This is a genomic window from Streptomyces sp. JN8, from assembly GCF_055808075.1.
The window spans coordinates 1,353,167-1,368,419 of record NZ_CM147852.1 but is presented as its reverse complement, the minus strand read 5'-3'; the positions used below and the strand labels follow the sequence as shown (position 1 = coordinate 1,368,419).

The window sequence follows — 15,253 nt, the reverse complement described above, 5'->3', positions numbered from 1 at the left end:
TCTCCGGGGTACTTTCGGCCGTCCGGACGGCAAGATCAACTCCGTTCAATCCTGTACATAATGTGACAAGTTGGCCACTTCCTAGCCAACCCTCCGGCCGTGATTTCCACCGCGCCGCCACCCCCGGGTACTGATGTGGACTGCCGGGGGCATATGACCAAACCCCCGGTCGCACAGACCATTTGGGGGTTCCATGTCCAGCATCACCCGCCGCCGGGCTCTCGGCGTCGCGGCCGGCGCCGCCGGCGCCGCCGCCGGCCTCGCCCTGGCCGGCTCCGCGCTCGCCGACACTCCCCGGGACGCCGCTCCCGCGGCCGGACCGGCTCCGGCGCCCTTCGACGAGGTCTACCAGGGCCGTCGCATCAAGGGCGGGCCCGCGCACGGCGGCGGCCACCACGGGGGACACCACGGAGGCGGCTACTCCGTGACGATCGACGGCGAGGAACTGCACGTCATGCAGAACGCCGACGGCACCTGGATCAGCGTGATCAACCACTACGAGCCCGTCGCCACGCCCAAGTCGCTGGCCCGCGCGGCCGTCCGCGAACTCCAGGGCGCCCCGCTCGTACCCCTCACCCTCGGCTGACCGATCCAGGAGCGACACCCGTCATGACCGTACGCAAGAACCAGGCCGCCCTCACCGCCGACGAGAAGCGACGCTTCGTCGCCGCCCTCCTGGAGCTCAAGCGCTCCGGACGGTACGACACCTTCGTCACCACCCACAACGCCTTCATCATGAGCGACACCGACAACGGCGACCGCGTCGGCCACCGCTCGCCGTCCTTCCTGCCCTGGCACCGGCGCTTCCTCATCGAGTTCGAACAGGCCCTCCAGGCCGTCGACCCGACCGTCGCCCTGCCCTACTGGGACTGGACGGCCGACCGCACCGCCCGCTCCTCGCTCTGGGCGCCCGACTTCCTCGGCGGCACCGGGCGCGCCCGCGACGGCCAGGTGACCGACGGCCCGTTCGCCCGGCTCGGCAACCGCTGGACGATCAGCGTCCGCGTCGACGGCCGCGACTACCTCCGGCGCGACCTCGGGGCGGGCGGGCGCCAGCTCCCCACCCGTGCCGAGGTGGACTCCGTCCTCGCCATGGAGACCTACGACACGGCCCCGTGGAACAGCTCCTCGGACGGCTTCCGCAACCACCTCGAAGGGTGGCGCGGAGTCAACCTCCACAACCGCGTCCACGTCTGGGTCGGCGGCCAGATGGGCACCGGAGTCTCCCCGAACGACCCGGTGTTCTGGCTCCACCACGCCTTCATCGACAAGCTGTGGGCCGACTGGCAGGCCCGTCACCCCCGGTCCCCGTACCTCCCGGCCGCGGGCACCCCGAACGTCGTCGACCTCGGCGACACCATGCGCCCGTGGAACGACGTGACCCCGGCGGACATGCTGGACCACACCCGCCACTACACCTTCGACACGGCGGCCTGACCCGCGGCCACGGGCCCGCCGGACGGCCTCAGTCCCGTCCGGCGGACCCCAGCGCCCGGAGCAGATACGGCGCGGTGCGGCTCTCCGCCGCCCGCGCCACCCGGTCCGGCGGCCCCGCGGCCACGATCCGGCCGCCCTCGTCCCCGCCGCCCGGACCGAGGTCGACCACCCAGTCCGCGGCGGCCACCACGTCCATGTCGTGCTCCACGACCACCACCGAGTGGCCCGCGTCCACCAGCCCGTGCAACTGGCGCATCAGCACCTCGACGTCGGCCGGGTGCAGCCCCGTGGTCGGCTCGTCCAGGACGTACAGGGTGGGGGAGCGGTGCGGCCGCTGGAGCTCGGACGCGAGCTTGATCCGCTGCGCCTCGCCCCCCGACAGCTCCGTCGCGGGCTGCCCCAGCCGCAGATAGCCGAGACCCACGTCGAGCAGGGCGCGCAGGCTCCGCGCGGCGGCGGGCGTGCCCTCGAAGAACTCCGCGGCGGCCTCCACGGTCAGGTCGAGGACCTCGGCGATGGTCAGGCCCCGCAGCCGCACCTGGAGCGTCTCGGGGTTGTAGCGGGCGCCGTGGCAGTCGGGGCACGGCGCGTACGTACTCGGCAGGAACAGCAGCTCGACCGAGACGAACCCCTCTCCCTGGCAGGTCTCGCACCGGCCCCCCGGAACGTTGAAGGAGAACCGGCCCGCCCGGTAGCCGCGGGCCCGCGCCTCCTCCGTCTCGGTGAACAGCTTGCGCACCACGTCGAACAGACCCGTGTACGTGGCCAGGTTGGAGCGCGGGGTGCGGCCGATCGGCCGCTGGTCCACCGTCACCAGCCGCCCCACCCCGGAGACCTCCTCCGTCAGCGCGCCGACCAGGGTCGACTTGCCCGAGCCGGACACCCCGGTGACCGCGGTCAGCACCCCGACCGGGAACGCCGCGTCGACCTCCCGGAGGTTGTGCCGGGTCACCGGCCCCGTCCGCAGCCAGCCGGCGGGCGCGCGCACCTCCCGCGCGGGCCCGGGATCCCGGTCGAAGAGGAAGCGGCGGGTCGCGGAGTCCCCGACCGCCGCGAGCCCGGCCGGCGGACCGCTGTGCAGGACCCGTCCCCCGTGCACCCCGGCGAGCGGCCCGACGTCCACGAGCCAGTCCGCGTGCCGGATCACGTCGAGGTGGTGCTCCACGACGAACACGGAGTTGCCCGCCGCCTTGAGCCGGTCGAGCACGACGAGCAGCGCCTCCGTGTCGGCCGGGTGCAGTCCCGCGGAGGGCTCGTTCAGGACGTACACCACGCCGAAGAGCCCCGAGCGCAGCTGGGTGGCGAGCCGCAGCCGCTGGAGCTCCCCGTTGGAGAGGGTGGGGGTGGCCCGGTCCAGACTGAGGTAGCCGAGGCCGAGTTCGGTCACGGTCGCGATCCGGGCGACGAGGTCGCCGGTCAGGACGCGCGCGGTCTCGCCCACTCCGGCCGCCGGTGCGGAGAGGAGGGCGGACAGGGCGGTGAGCGGGAGCGCCGCCAGGTCGGCGATGGTGCGGCCCGCGAACGTGACCGCCAGCGCCTCCGGCCGGAGCCGCCCGCCGCCGCACACGGGACAGGCGGTGCTGGTCAGGAACCGCTCCGCCTTCGCCCGCAGGGTCGCGCTCTTCGAGTCGGAGAAGGTCCGCAGCACGTACCGCCGGGCGCTCGTGTACGTGCCCTGGTAGGGGCGTTGGATGCGGTCGGCGTCCCGGACCGGATGGACGGTCACGACCGGCTGCTCGTCCGTGAAGAGGATCCACTCGCGGTCCTTCGCGTCCAGCTCCCGCCACGGCCGGTCGACGTCGTGACCCAGGGCGTCGAGGACGTCCCGCAGGTTCTTCCCCTGCCAGGCGCCCGGCCAGGCGGCGACGGCGCCCTGACGGATCGACAGCTCCGGATCGGGGACCAGGAGTTCCTCGCTCGTGTCGTGGACCCGGCCGAGACCGTGGCACGAGGGGCAGGCGCCCGCCGCCGTGTTGGGGGAGAAGGCGTCGGAGTCGAGCCGCTCGGCGCCCTCCGGATAGCGGCCCGCGCGGGAGAACAGCATGCGGAGCGAGTTGGAGAGGGTGGTGACCGTCCCGACGGAGGACCGGGCGTTCGGTGAGGACCGGCGCTGCTCCAATGAGACCGCCGGCGGGAGCCCGGTGATCTCGCCCACCGCGGGCGCCCCCACCTGATGGATCAGCCGCCGCGCGTACGGCGCGACCGACTCGAAGTAGCGCCGCTGGGCCTCGGCGTAGAGGGTGCCGAAGGCGAGGGAGGACTTCCCGGAGCCCGAGACCCCGGTGAACGCGACGAGCGCGTCACGGGGGATGTCGACGTCCACCCCGGCCAGGTTGTGCTCACGGGCACCGCGGACGCGGACGTACGGATCATGGCGGCTTTCGGACATGGCGCGATGGTATCTCCCGTTTCGTCCGCGGCCCGGTCGGGGCCGCACGGGGCCGGTGCGGTGGGCCGGGGGGCCGGGGTGCGTCAGGGGCCGGGGTGCGTCCGGCGGTGCGTCACGTGGTGGCCGACGACGCCCCGGCCGTCAGGCCGACCGCCGCCGCGAGCCCGCGGTACGACCCGCTCAGCGCGGCCCGGTCGTAGGTACTCGTGGTGACCAGGACCTCCTGCGCCCCGGTCTCCCGCACCGCCTCCGCCAGCGCCGCGGCCACCTGCTCCGCCGTCCCGTGCACATGGCCGGTCAGCCCCGACTCGTAGAGGCCCCGCTGCCTCTCCGTCATCGTGAGCCCGTCGATCGCCTCGGGCGCGAGGAGCGGCGGGAAGGCGCCCAGGGTGCGCGCGTGGGCGAGCGACCAGGCCTCCGGCATCAGGAGGCGCCGGGCCTCCGCCTCGGTGCCGGCCACCGCGACCGTCCCGGCGATCACCACGTACGGCTCGGCGGCCCACGGCGAGGGGCGGAAGGCGGAGCGGTACGTCTCGACGGCGGCGAGCAGCCGGTCGCGGCCGCGGAGGTCCCCGATGACCAGCGGCAGCCCGGTGGCCGCGGCGAGGGACGCGCCCTCGCCGGTCGCCAGCACGAAGGGCGGCACCCGCAGCCCCTCGGCGGGCCGGGCGTGCACCTGCGGGTGGGCGGACTGCTCGCCCGTGAACCAGCCGAGCAGTTCGACGAGCTGCTCACCGAACCGGTCGGCGTCCTCCTTGTCGCGGCCGAGCGCGCGCCGGATGCCGTCGGTGAAGCCGACCGAGCGGCCGACGCCCATGTCGATCCGGCCGGGGAAGAGGGACTCCAGCACGCCGAACTGCTCCGCCACGACCAGGGGCTGGTGGTTGGGGAGCATCACCCCGCCCGTGCCGACGCGGATGCGGGACGTGGCGGCGGCCACGGCGGCCGCCAGGACGGTCGGCGCGGAACCGGCCACACCGGGCACGCTGTGGTGCTCCGACACCCAGAAGCGGTGGTAGCCGAGGGCCTCGGCCTCCCGGGCGAGGGCCACCGTGTCACGCAGTGCCCGGGAGGAGTCCTCGCCCTCCCGGGTGCGGGAGCGGTCGAGGACGGAGAAGCGGACGCCGCCGGGAAAGGTGCTCACAGGGGGTTCAACGTCCTGGTCCGGCAGGGATTCCCGCAGCGCGCCCCCGGCCCGCCGGGCCGGGCTCCGCGACACCCGCGTGATCGGCGGGACACCCCCTACGCTGGGCCGCGTGACAGCGGACACCCCCCGGCCCCTGGCCGTCTTCGACCTCGACAACACACTGGCCGCCACGGCCCACCGTCAGCACTTCCTGGAACGGCGCCCGAAGGACTGGGACGCCTTCTTCGCTGCGGCGCCCGACGACCCGCCGCTCGACGAGGGGGTCGCGCTGTGCCGGGAGGCGGCCGAGGAGTGCGACGTCGTGTACCTCACCGGGCGCCCGGAGCGCTGCCGCCGGGACACCCTGGCCTGGCTGACCGCACAGGGCCTCCCCGAGGGGCCGGTCCACATGCGCCGCCACCGGGACTTCCGGCCGGCCCGGGTGACGAAGGTGGAGAACCTCCGCCGGCTCGCCGCCGACCGCGCGGTCAGGATGCTCGTCGACGACGACCTGCTGGTCTGCGACGCCGCCGAGGAGGCCGGCTTCCCGGTCGTCCGAGCAGGGTGGGCGACCCCGTCGGAGGAGCTGAGGGACGCCCAGGAGAAGGAGGGCCGTACCTGACGGCTGCGGCTCCCGGCGCCCGGGCCCCGAGGGCGAGGGCGGCTCCCGGCCCCGGCCCCGCGGGGCGGGGCGACCCGGCCGGGCGCTCGTGACCGGACGGCGCGGGGCGCGCTCCGGCTCGACTCGCGGGGGTCTCCGCTTCCGTGCAGGGTGGATGGAGTCGGAACCCGAAGGAGAGGCCGCCATGGGAGACCACGTTTACCGCGTCACGGAGATCGTCGGATCGTCCTCGGAGGGCGTGGACACCGCCATCCGCAACGGCATCACCCGCGCCTGCGAAACGCTGCGCTCGGTCGACTGGTTCGAGGTCACGGAGATCCGCGGTCACGTCGAGGACGGCCAGGTCGCCCACTTCCAGGTGGGCATGAAGGTCGGCTTCCGGCTGGAGGAGCCGGGCGCCTAGGCCGTCTCTTCCGGATCCTGCCTGACCCGCGCCGCCCGGCACCGCACCTCGCCGCGTTGTCGAGGTACCCGGGTACGTCCCGTACGCGGGTACTTCTCCGCCTTGCGATGCGTCCCCTCGGCCCTGGCGGGCCTGGGGAGACCCCAGGCACCGGACGACGCGGGCCTGACCGGCACGATCCGAAGGGCCGATCCGCCCCCTCCCACCGACCTGTCGGCCCACCCGGCCCGCGCCGACCTCGCGCGGACCGCGCACGGCGGGCCGGCGCCGGCCCGGGCCCCGCGTCGACGCGCGCGACCGGCGGCCGGAGCGGACGTCCGCTCCGGCCGCCGGTCGCGCCGCCCCCTCTCAGAGCATCAGCAGCAGCCGGGTGTTCGGCACCAGCTTCCGGTTCACGCTGGTGCTCTGCACGAAGATCGTGAAGTCGTCGTTGTGGTCGGGCCGGACGCGGGCCTCCGCGTCCGGCAGGCCGAGCAGGGCGCGTGCCTCGGGCCCGGTGTACACCCGGTCCGTCTTCTTCTCCAGGACGGCGATCCGCTTCTTCGCCTGCACCTTCTCCGACTTGCTCAGCTGGTAGAAGGCGCCCCCGGTCCGGTAGGTGTGGCCGGACTCGACGACCCACTCGCGGATCGCCGCGTCGCGGGCCACCGGGATCAGCCGGTAGTCGGACGGGTCCACGGCGGCGAGGCCGGCCGCCCTCACCGTCTCCGGGTTCACCGCGTCCGCCCCGGTCGAGAACACCGCGCGCGATCCCCGGATCCCCTTGGTGCGGCCCACCATGAACTTCTCGGTGGCCTCCTGGATGACCTGCCCGGCCTCTTCGAGGCCCTGGGTGCTGGTGGCGTCCCAGACGGCGACGTTGTCCTTGGGGAAGCCGCTCTGGACGGCCTCGCGCTTGCCCACCTGGTCCGGCACCAGGACGGCCAGCGTCCAGTTGTCCTCCTGCGTCTCGATCATCCGGGTCACCGCCTGGACGAGGCCGCGCGCGTCCTTCGAGGGCGCGTCGGGGCAGCGGTGGCTGGCGTTCTCCTGGCCGTCGGTGAGGACGAAGGTGAGGAAGCTGTGGTCGCCGTAGAGCTGGGCCGTCTGCGCGAGCTCCCGCTGCGACTTCAGCGCGGCCGCCAGCAGGGCCGTCATGCCGCCGACCCGGTAGAGCTGCTTCAGCGAGGGCATCCGCAGGACGTCCTTGTCGTAGATGACGCACTCCACCGTGTCGGCGAAGACGTACACCGTGACGCGGGTCTCCTGGTCCAGCTCCCGGGACCGGCGGGCGAGGTAGGCGATCTGCTGGTCGGCGACGTCGACCACCTTGCGGCTCAGGTGCGACATGGACGAGCTGGCATCCAGTACGAGAGCGACGTGGTTGATGTAGTTCTGGCTTCCGGACATGGCAACTCCCCCTGGTTCGCGGGCCTTCCGACCCGATGCCTCTACGGTCCCACCCACCACTGACAATCGATCACCTGTTCGCATGCGGGAGGGCGGTCTCGCCCCGTCGGTCGCCGGGGGATTCCGGGCGGCGCGGGCCCGGGAGGTTCGGCCAAAGGTGACCGACGGGTAATTACCGCCGGTAACGGAACAGATGGCGCGTCTGAGGCGCGGGACGGGATGGTCAAGGACTTGACCATCCCGTTGGTCCAGACCAGAATCCAGGCCACATACCCGCGCGAACACCCCGTTCGGTCCCCCCATGTCGGGTCAGCCCCCCATGCCGCACGACCCTGTGCTGAACCGCAGAAGGTGACCTACGTGAAGAACCGCCATCTGGCCTGCCCCCTGGCAGCCGCCACTGCGCTCGCCCTCGCCGGCTGCGGGATGCTCCCGGGCGGCGGCGGGACGAAGACAGTCAACATCTGGCTCATGCGGAACAGCGTCAGCGAGGACTTCCTCAACCGCTTCACCGAGGCCTACGAGGAGGAGCACGACGGCGTCGAGCTCAAGGTCACCATCCAGGACTGGACCGGCATCGGGAAGAAGGTCACCGAGGCCATCCAGGGCCCCGGCGGCCCCGACGTCATCGAGGTCGGCAACACCCAGGTCGCCCAGTACGCCGACACCGAGAGGCTCTTCGACCTCACCCTGGAGTCGGTCCGCGACCTCGGCAGCGAGGACTGGCTCCCCGGCCTCGCCGAGCCCGGCAGCATCGGCGGCGCGCAGTACGGCATCCCCTGGTACGCGGCGAACCGCATCGTCATCTACAACAAGGACCTGTTCGCCGACGCCGGCATCGACAAGCCGCCGGCCACCCGCGAGCAGTGGCTCACCGACACCGAGAAGCTCAACAGCAAGGGCTCCCAGGGCATCTACCTGGCCGGCCAGGACTGGTACACCCTCGCCGGATTCGTCTGGGACGAGGGCGGCGAACTCGCCGTCGACAAGGGCGGCGAGTGGGCCGGCGCGCTCGACACCCCGGCGGCCCGGCGCGGCATGGCCTACTACAAGGAGCTCCAGTCCCTCGGCTCCGGCCCCAAGGACGCCGACGAGCAGACCCCGCCGCAGACCGACGTCTTCGCCAAGGGCGACGTCGCCCAGCTCATCGCCGCGCCCAGCGCCGTCGCCGCGATCGTCCAGGCCAACCCGGCCCTCAAGGACAAGCTCGGCTACTTCCCCATACCCGGGAAGGCGGAGGACCGGCCCTGCGCCGTCTTCACCGGCGGCTCCGACCTCATCATCCCGAAGAACGCGCCGCAGCGCGGCGCCGCCCTCGACGTCGTCAAGGCGCTCGCCGGCGAGAAGTGGCAGACCGACCTCGCCCGCACCATGGGCTACGTGCCCAACAAGAAGAGCCTCGCCTCCGTCGTCGCCGGCCAGGAGGCCACCGCCGTCATGGCCCGGGCCGCCGCCCGCGGCCGCGCCACCCCCAACTCCCCGCAGTGGGCCGACGTCGAGGCCGACAACCCCATCAAGCCCTACATGACGGCCGTCCTCCAGGGCGAGGACCCCCTGAAGGCCGCCCAGACCGCCTCGGCCGAGATCACGGACACCCTCGCCGAATAGCATTCAGCGCCTCCACACCCGCGGGCCCCCGGCCTGTCACGTCGAATCCAGCCGCTCACGGAAGAAACGAGGAGCCGGACCACCGCTCACCGGTCCGGCGCCGTCCTTTCCCCTTCCGTACGCCGGAGGAGTCCGACATGGCCGCACCGACCCCCGCGCTCGCCGTCCCCGCCCCGCCGCACGCCGCCCCCGACCGGCCCCACGGCGAGCGGCCCGCGCCCCGGCGCCCCGCCGAGCAGGCCGCCCGCCGGGCGTCCGGCGCGGACCCCGCCCCCCGCTACCAGGTGGGCCTCGCCCGGGACCAGCAGGACGTCCGGGCCGCCCAGCGGCTGCGCCACCAGGTGTTCGCCGGCGAACTCGGCGCCCGGCTCGACGGCCCCGAACCCGGCCTCGACGCCGACGCCTTCGACGCGTACTGCGACCACCTCCTCGTCCGGGAGGAGACCACCGGCGAGGTCGTCGGCACCTACCGCATCCTGCCGCCCGACCGGGCCGCGATCGCCGGGCGCCTCTACTCCGAGAGCGAGTTCGACCTCGGCCGGCTCGCCCCCATCCGGCACGACCTGGTCGAGGTCGGGCGCTCCTGCGTCCACCCCGCCCACCGCAACGGCGCCGTCATCGCCCTCATCTGGGCCGGGCTCGCCCGCTACATGAACGACACCGGACACAACTGGCTCGCCGGCTGCTGCTCCCTCCCGCTCGCCGACGGCGGCGCCCTCGCCGCCGCCACCTGGGACACGGTCAGGACCAAGCACCTCGCCCCCGAGGAGTACTGGGTCACCCCGCACAAGCTCTGGAGCCCCGACGGCGTCACCCGCCCCGAGGGCCGCACCGAACTGCCGCCGCTGCTCCGCGGCTACCTCCGGCTGGGCGCCCAGGTCTGCGGCGCCCCGGCGCACGACCCGGAGTTCGGCACCGCCGACCTCTTCGTCCTGCTCTCGCTGCGCCGGACCCACCCGCGCTACCTCGACCACTTCCTCTCGCTCGTCCCGGCACGGTGACCGGGACCACGGCCCCCTCGCCGTGGCTCCCCACGGCGCCCTGCACCCCGGGCCGGTGCGCGGCCCATCCCGCGTCCGGCCCCGGCGGCGCCGGGACCGCCGAGGCCGGTTCCGTCCGGTCCGCGCTCCGGCTGGCCGCCGGGCTCGGCACGGTCCTCCTCGGCCTCCTCCTCGCCGCGCCGGCCGCCCTGCTCCCGGCCGCCGCCCGGCTCGCCCTGGTCCGCCTCTGGACGAGGGCGACGGTCCGCGCCCTCGGCGTCCGCGTCCGCTACGAGGGAGCGGCGGCCCCGGCCTCCGGCCCGCTCCTCGTCGTCGCCAACCACGTCTCCTGGCTCGACATCCCGCTGCTCGCCGCCGTCCTGCCCGGCCGGGCGGTCGCCAAGGCGGAGGTCCGCCGCTGGCCGGTGCTCGGCACGCTCGCCGCGCTCGGCGGCACCCTCTTCATCGACCGGGACGGCCTGATGGCCCTGCCCGGCACCGTGCGGTCCCTGGCAGGGGTGCTCGCGGCCGGCGGCCGGGTGCTGGTCTTCCCCGAGGGCTCTACCTGGTGCGGACGGGAACGCGGCCGGTTCCGCCCGGCCGCGTTCCAGGCCGCCCTCGACGCCGGCTGCGCCGTGCAGCCGGTACGGATCGACTACCGGCCCACCGACGCCGCGGCCTACGTCGGGGCCGACCCGCTCGGCTCCTCGCTGTGGCGGGTGGTCTCCACCCGCCGGCTCACCGCCGTCGTCCGCCTCGGCGAGCCCCTGACCGGGACCCTCCACCGGGACCGGCGCGCCCTGGCGGCCGCCGCTCAGCGTGCGGTGGCGAGGGACAGCGCGAACCGGCCCGCACTGTCGGTCCACCAGCGGTCGAGCTCCAGGTCCGCCTCCGCGAGCTCGGCCCGCACCCCGGCCTGACGGAACTTCGCGGACACCTCCGTCCGCATCTCCTCGCCCGCCGCGAACGGCACCGCGAGATCCAGCTCCGGGATCTTCACGGTCAGCGCGCGGCGGGCCCGCAGCCGCATCTCGATCCACTCCCGCTCGTCGTCCCACACCGCCACGTGCGCGAACGCGTCCGGGTCGAAGTCCGCTCCCAGCTCCCGGTCGATCACCGCGAGGACGTTCTTGTTGAAGGCCGCCGTCACCCCGGCCGGGTCGTCGTACGCGGCCACGAGCGTCGCCTCGTCCTTCACCAGGTCCGTGCCGAGCAGCAGCGCGTCGCCCGGCGTGAGCATCGCCCGCACGGAGCGCAGGAAGGTGCGCCGCTCCCCGGGCAGCAGATTGCCGATGGTGCCGCCGAGGAAGGCCACCAGGCGCGGGCCGGGCGTCCCGGGCAGCGCGAGCCCCCGGGTGAAGTCGGCCACGAGGGCGTGCACGTGCAGCTCCGGCCGCTCGCCGAGCAGCGACTCCGCCGCGCCCGTCAGCGCGGACTCGCTCACGTCCACCGGCACGTAGGCGTCGAGCCCCGGCAGCAGCGCGTCGATGAGGAACCGGGTCTTCTCCGAGGAGCCGGAACCCAGCTCCACCAGGGTTCTGGCCCCGGTCGCGGCGGCGATGTCCGGCGCGCGCTCCTTGAGGATCTCGCGCTCGGCCCGGGTCGGGTAGTACTCGGGCAGCCGGGTGATCTCCTCGAACAGCTCGCTGCCCCGGGCGTCGTAGAACCACTTGGGCGGCAGTTCCTTGGGCGAGCGGTTGAGCCCCTGGAGGACGTCGGCGCGGAGATCGGCGCCGGCGGCGTCCGGGGCGAGGGTGCGGGTCAGCTGGAACGGGCTCACGCGGAGGGCTCCTTGAGCGGGGTGAGGGTGACGTCGGCACGGGTGGCGGTCACGAGCGTGCGCCCGGGGACCTCCCGCCAGCGCGGATCGTCGTCGTACGGTTCGGAGGCCACGACCACCCGGTCGGGGCCGGTCAGGTACCAGAGGCTGTTCTCCCAGGCGGTCGCGGTGATCCGCGCACCGTCGGTCAGCAGCAGGGTGAGCCCGGAGCCGGGGGCCGCCGCGGCGACCTCCCGCACCGTGTCGGCGAGGGCGTCCCCCGGGGCGTCCCCGGACCGCAGCCGGTGCAGCACCAGCGCCCAGACCAGCGCCGAGTCCGTCCGGGCCTCCAGTCCGAGCAGCTCCCCGGCCGGAAGGGCCGCGGCGAGCGGCGCCAGCGAGCCCGGCCAGCCCCGGACGGCGCCGTTGTGGCTGAACAGCCAGGGCCCGGCGGCGAACGGCGCGGCGGCCGCCTCCCCGTCCGCGCCCGGGAGCGTCGCCCCCCGGACCGCGGCGAGCAGGGCACCGGAGCGCACCACCCGGGCGAGGTCGGCGAAGGAGAGGTCGGCCCAGATCGGGCCGGAGCGCCGGTACCGGGCCGGCACGGGGTCTCCCTCGGCGTACCAGCCCACCCCGAAGCCGTCGGCGTTCACCGTGCCGCTGGTCTGGGACCGGGGCTCCCACGACTGGCGCAGCAGGGCGTGCGCCGGCTCGACGAGCAGCTCTCCCAGGGCCGCCGGATCGCCCAGGAAGGCGATGTGGCGGCACATCAGTCGAGCTCCGCGCTGCGCGCCGTGCGGAAGCCGGCGAAGATCTGGCGGCGCACGGGCAGGTCCCAGTTGCGGAAGGTGCCCCGGCAGGCGACCGGGTCGACGGCGAAGGACCCGCCGCGCAGCACCTTGTGGTCCGGGCCGAAGAACACCTCCGAGTACTCCTTGTACGGGAACACGGTGAACCCCGGGTACGGCAGGAAGTCGCTCGCGGTCCACTCCCAGACGTCCCCGATCAGCTGCCGTACGCCGAGCGGCGAGGCGCCCTCCGGATAGCTGCCCGCGGCGGCGGGCCGCAGGTGCCGCTGGCCGAGGTTGGCGTGCTCGGGGCCGGGGTCGGAGTCGCCCCAGGGGTAGCGGCGCGAGCGGCCGGACTCCGGGTCGTACCGGGCGGCCTTCTCCCACTCGGCCTCCGTCGGCAGCCGCCGGCCCGCCCAGCGCGCGTAGGCGTCCGCCTCGTACCAGCTGACGTGCAGCACCGGCTCCTCGTCCGGGACGGGTTCGGTCACCCCGAACCGGCGGCGCAGCCACTGGGCGCCGTCCCGGCGCCAGAACAGCGGGGCCGCGATGTCGTGCTCCCTGATCTGCGCCCAGCCCTCGGGCCGCCACCAGCGCCGGTCGGTGTAGCCGCCGTCGGCCATGAAGGCCCGGTAGGCGCCGTTGGTGACCGGGACCGTGTCGATGTGGAAGGCGGGCACCACCCGGGTGTGCGCCGGCCGCTCGTTGTCCAGGGCCCACGGCTCCTCGGAGGTCCCCATGGTGAACGGGCCGCCGGGCACCAGGACTTCGGCGGGCAGCGGGCCGCCGCGCGGCGGGGGCGGCGGGGGAGCGGTCAGCGCCGCGGGCCCCTTCCGCAGCTGATGGGTGATCAGCATGGTCTCGTCGTGCTGCTGTTCGTGCTGGGCGACGAGGCCGAAGGCGAAGGCGGCGCGGAGCAGCGGGCGCTCGTCGAACTCGGCGTGCTCCAGCACGTCGAGGACGCGCAGCCGCACGTCCGCCGCGTAGGTACGGGCCTCGCCCGGCGCGAGCAGCGGCAGGGTGGGGCGGGTCGACCGGGGGTGCTCGAAGGCGTCGTAGAGCGAGTCGATCTCGGGCCGCAGGGCCTCCTGCCGGGCCACGGCCCGCCACAGCCACAGCTCCTCCTGGTTCCCGATGTGCGCCAGGTCCCAGACCAGCGGCGACATCAAGGGGGAGTGCTGGGCGGTGAGTTCACCGTCCTCGACGCAGGACGTCAGCAGATCGGTGCGGGCCCGCGCGGCGGAGAGGGCCTCCAGGGCGTGCCGGCGCAGCGCCTCGGGGTCCCGCTCGGTCCGGGTCTCCGTCATGACGCCACCACCTCCAGCTCGTCGGCCGGGCAGCTCCCGGGGACCACGTACCGCTCGTGGAAGGCGGCGACCGCCCGCCGCACCTCCTCGCTCGCCCCGATCCGGGGCAGCGCGTCGAGCGCCGCGGCGAACACCGTCAGGGCGGTGGCGTGCAGCTCCGGGTCGGCCAGGCCGTCGCGGGCCGCCGCCAGCCAGAGCGGGTTGCGCGGGGCGGGCGCGCCGCCGGCCCGCTCCGCGAGCGGCTTCACCGCCCGGTACACGGTCTCCGCCGCCTCCGGGTCCTCGAAGGCCGCGGTCGTCACGGCCACCGGCACCATCCACCCGTCCGCCCCCGGCTGGGCGTCGACCATCCGCAGCTCCAGGTGGCCGCGGGGCCGCACCGGCGGGAAGAGCGTCGTCATGTGGTACCGCAGGTCGTCCGCGTCGGCCGGCCGGGGCCCGCCCGAGCGCAGCCAGTCACGGAAGGTCATCCCCTCCGGCACGTCCCAGGGGCCCTCCTCGGCGCGTACGCACATCACCGGGGTGTCCAGGACGTGGGCGGCGTACTCGGCGCGGGGCTCCCCGTCCGGCGGGGGCGCCAGGGTCCGCAGGGGATCGAGGTCCGCCCACAGCGCCTGCCGCGTCGAGCGCCAGCCGGTGGGACGGCCGCCGTGCAGCGGCGAGTTGGCGAAGACCGCCACCAGCACCGCGCCGAGGAGATGGGCCAGCTGCCAGCGCCGGTGGTAGCCCAGCGGCCCCGGCTCCTCCAGGCCCGCGTCCAGGCAGATCTGCACGGAGGCCGAGTCGCACATCATGGCCCGCCCGGCGGGGCCGGTGCGGTCGAGCGCGGCCTCCATGGCGTCGTACCGCGGTTCGTGGAGCACCCGGCCGCGCGGCGAGTGCCAGGGGTCCACCCCGTATCCGCTGAGACCGAGGCCGAGGGGACCGAGCGCCGACCGGACCGCACGGAGGTCGGCCGCGAGGGAGTCGAGGCATTCCATGAGCGAACCGGCCGGGCGCGAGCTGAGCTCCAGCTGCCCGCCGGGTTCGAAGGTCAGGGACGACACCAGCGGCAGGGACCGCACGCTGTCGAGGGCGGTCGCGAGCCGCGGCGGCCGGACGGGTTGCCGGGGGTCGCGCAGCTCGTGCACCAGCCATTCCAGTTCCACCCCGACGGTGCGGGGCGGGCCGGTCTTGAAGCAGATACATCGCAGCAGTTCCTCCGCGTCCGCCTCCGCGAGGGGCGGGTCGCCGCGCCGTATGCCACTGGACGACATCCGTACACCTCCAGTCGTCGGGCCGGTCGTCGGGACCGGCCCCGGGACGTTCTGCTTCCACCTAAAGCCACCGCCGAGCGGCGTGCAAGAGCGCCCCGGACCGGCCGGACGCGCCCCCCGCGCCCCCGTACGGCCGGAATCCGCCCGTGTGAGGGCCCCGCCGGAACCCGGCGGCACCGCCGGAAAACC

The 15,253-nt window shown here is 74.5% G+C and carries 14 protein-coding genes; 7 read left to right on the top strand and 7 right to left on the bottom strand.

Going from position 1 to position 15,253, the window contains the following annotated elements:
* Positions 1-193 precede the first annotated feature (193 nt).
* Together melC1 and melC2 are read left to right on the top strand one after the other, a co-directional pair.
* Positions 194-586 (top strand): apotyrosinase chaperone MelC1, encoded by a 393-nt coding sequence (gene melC1, locus ACY0MR_RS05935; RefSeq protein WP_388795224.1) that lies wholly within the window; start codon positions 194-196, stop codon positions 584-586.
* 23 nt (positions 587-609) lie between these two features.
* Positions 610-1,437, top strand: a complete 828-nt coding sequence (gene melC2, locus ACY0MR_RS05930) for a tyrosinase MelC2 (RefSeq protein WP_361858837.1) — start codon at positions 610-612, stop codon at positions 1,435-1,437.
* Positions 1,438-1,465: 28 nt separating this feature from the next.
* Here melC2 and ACY0MR_RS05925 read toward each other — a convergent pair whose 3' ends face one another.
* Together ACY0MR_RS05925 and ACY0MR_RS05920 are read right to left on the bottom strand one after the other, a co-directional pair.
* Positions 1,466-3,826, bottom strand: a complete 2,361-nt coding sequence (locus ACY0MR_RS05925; protein ID WP_473559614.1) for an ATP-binding cassette domain-containing protein — start codon at positions 3,824-3,826, stop codon at positions 1,466-1,468.
* A 112-nt stretch (positions 3,827-3,938) separates the two neighbouring features.
* Positions 3,939-4,970 (bottom strand): LLM class flavin-dependent oxidoreductase, encoded by a 1,032-nt coding sequence (locus ACY0MR_RS05920; protein ID WP_473559612.1) that lies wholly within the window; start codon positions 4,968-4,970, stop codon positions 3,939-3,941.
* A gap of 112 nt (positions 4,971-5,082) precedes the next feature.
* Here ACY0MR_RS05920 and ACY0MR_RS05915 point away from each other — a divergent pair, with 112 nt between their 5' ends.
* Together ACY0MR_RS05915 and ACY0MR_RS05910 are read left to right on the top strand one after the other, a co-directional pair.
* The gene (locus ACY0MR_RS05915; RefSeq protein ID WP_473559610.1) at positions 5,083-5,574 is read left to right on the top strand and encodes a phosphatase domain-containing protein; all 492 of its coding nucleotides are present in this window, start codon (positions 5,083-5,085) and stop codon (positions 5,572-5,574) included.
* 184 nt (positions 5,575-5,758) lie between these two features.
* Positions 5,759-5,977 carry a dodecin gene (locus tag ACY0MR_RS05910; RefSeq protein ID WP_338491675.1) on the top strand — a complete coding sequence of 73 codons (219 nt, stop codon included), beginning with the start codon at positions 5,759-5,761 and terminating at the stop codon, positions 5,975-5,977.
* Between the two features lie 348 nt (positions 5,978-6,325).
* On the opposite strand, the gene ACY0MR_RS05905 is transcribed toward ACY0MR_RS05910, so the two are convergent.
* Positions 6,326-7,366 carry a vWA domain-containing protein gene (locus ACY0MR_RS05905; RefSeq protein ID WP_361863187.1) on the bottom strand — a complete coding sequence of 347 codons (1,041 nt, stop codon included), beginning with the start codon at positions 7,364-7,366 and terminating at the stop codon, positions 6,326-6,328.
* Between the two features lie 360 nt (positions 7,367-7,726).
* On the opposite strand from ACY0MR_RS05905, the gene ACY0MR_RS05900 reads away from it, so the two are divergent.
* The 3 genes from ACY0MR_RS05900 (at position 7,727) to ACY0MR_RS05890 (ending at position 10,874) form a co-directional block, all read left to right on the top strand.
* A complete protein-coding gene (locus tag ACY0MR_RS05900) occupies positions 7,727-8,974 on the top strand; it encodes an extracellular solute-binding protein (protein WP_361863184.1) in 1,248 nt (415 codons plus the stop codon).
* A 137-nt stretch (positions 8,975-9,111) separates the two neighbouring features.
* Positions 9,112-9,975, top strand: coding sequence for a GNAT family N-acetyltransferase (locus ACY0MR_RS05895; protein ID WP_473559607.1), 864 nt, complete (start codon positions 9,112-9,114; stop codon positions 9,973-9,975).
* Positions 9,972-10,874 (top strand): lysophospholipid acyltransferase family protein, encoded by a 903-nt coding sequence (locus ACY0MR_RS05890; protein ID WP_473559605.1) that lies wholly within the window; start codon positions 9,972-9,974, stop codon positions 10,872-10,874. Before ACY0MR_RS05895 ends, ACY0MR_RS05890 begins: the two co-directional genes overlap by 4 nt.
* Here the strand turns inward: ACY0MR_RS05890 and egtD are convergent.
* From egtD to egtA, 4 genes are read right to left on the bottom strand one after another with little or no spacing between them, the layout of a single operon-like run.
* Positions 10,769-11,734 (bottom strand): L-histidine N(alpha)-methyltransferase, encoded by a 966-nt coding sequence (gene egtD, locus ACY0MR_RS05885; protein WP_361849897.1) that lies wholly within the window; start codon positions 11,732-11,734, stop codon positions 10,769-10,771. The two genes, ACY0MR_RS05890 and egtD, sit on opposite strands and share 106 nt — an antisense overlap.
* Complete coding sequence (gene egtC, locus ACY0MR_RS05880; protein ID WP_361849895.1) at positions 11,731-12,483, bottom strand: ergothioneine biosynthesis protein EgtC; 753 nt, start codon at positions 12,481-12,483, stop codon at positions 11,731-11,733. The genes egtD and egtC overlap by 4 nt, the downstream gene beginning before the upstream one ends.
* The gene (gene egtB, locus ACY0MR_RS05875) at positions 12,483-13,808 is read right to left on the bottom strand and encodes an ergothioneine biosynthesis protein EgtB (RefSeq protein WP_404078411.1); all 1,326 of its coding nucleotides are present in this window, start codon (positions 13,806-13,808) and stop codon (positions 12,483-12,485) included. Before egtB ends, egtC begins: the two co-directional genes overlap by 1 nt.
* A complete protein-coding gene (egtA, locus tag ACY0MR_RS05870; RefSeq protein WP_473559602.1) occupies positions 13,805-15,064 on the bottom strand; it encodes an ergothioneine biosynthesis glutamate--cysteine ligase EgtA in 1,260 nt (419 codons plus the stop codon). Before egtA ends, egtB begins: the two co-directional genes overlap by 4 nt.
* Positions 15,065-15,253: the final 189 nt, after the last annotated feature.

Excerpts from the sequence above, each read along its gene's own strand:
- ACY0MR_RS05925 (WP_473559614.1), bottom strand. The coding sequence starts at position 3,826 with ATGTCCGAAAGCCGCCATGATCCGTACGTCCGCGTCCGCGGTGCCCGT.
- ACY0MR_RS05895 (WP_473559607.1), top strand. The coding sequence starts at position 9,112 with ATGGCCGCACCGACCCCCGCGCTCGCCGTCCCCGCCCCGCCGCACGCC.
- ACY0MR_RS05905 (WP_361863187.1), bottom strand. The coding sequence starts at position 7,366 with ATGTCCGGAAGCCAGAACTACATCAACCACGTCGCTCTCGTACTGGAT.
- egtA (WP_473559602.1), bottom strand. The coding sequence starts at position 15,064 with ATGTCGTCCAGTGGCATACGGCGCGGCGACCCGCCCCTCGCGGAGGCG.
- melC2 (WP_361858837.1), top strand. The coding sequence starts at position 610 with ATGACCGTACGCAAGAACCAGGCCGCCCTCACCGCCGACGAGAAGCGA.
- ACY0MR_RS05910 (WP_338491675.1), top strand. The coding sequence starts at position 5,759 with ATGGGAGACCACGTTTACCGCGTCACGGAGATCGTCGGATCGTCCTCG.
- melC1 (WP_388795224.1), top strand. The coding sequence starts at position 194 with ATGTCCAGCATCACCCGCCGCCGGGCTCTCGGCGTCGCGGCCGGCGCC.
- egtB (WP_404078411.1), bottom strand. The coding sequence starts at position 13,808 with ATGACGGAGACCCGGACCGAGCGGGACCCCGAGGCGCTGCGCCGGCAC.
- egtC (WP_361849895.1), bottom strand. The coding sequence starts at position 12,483 with ATGTGCCGCCACATCGCCTTCCTGGGCGATCCGGCGGCCCTGGGAGAG.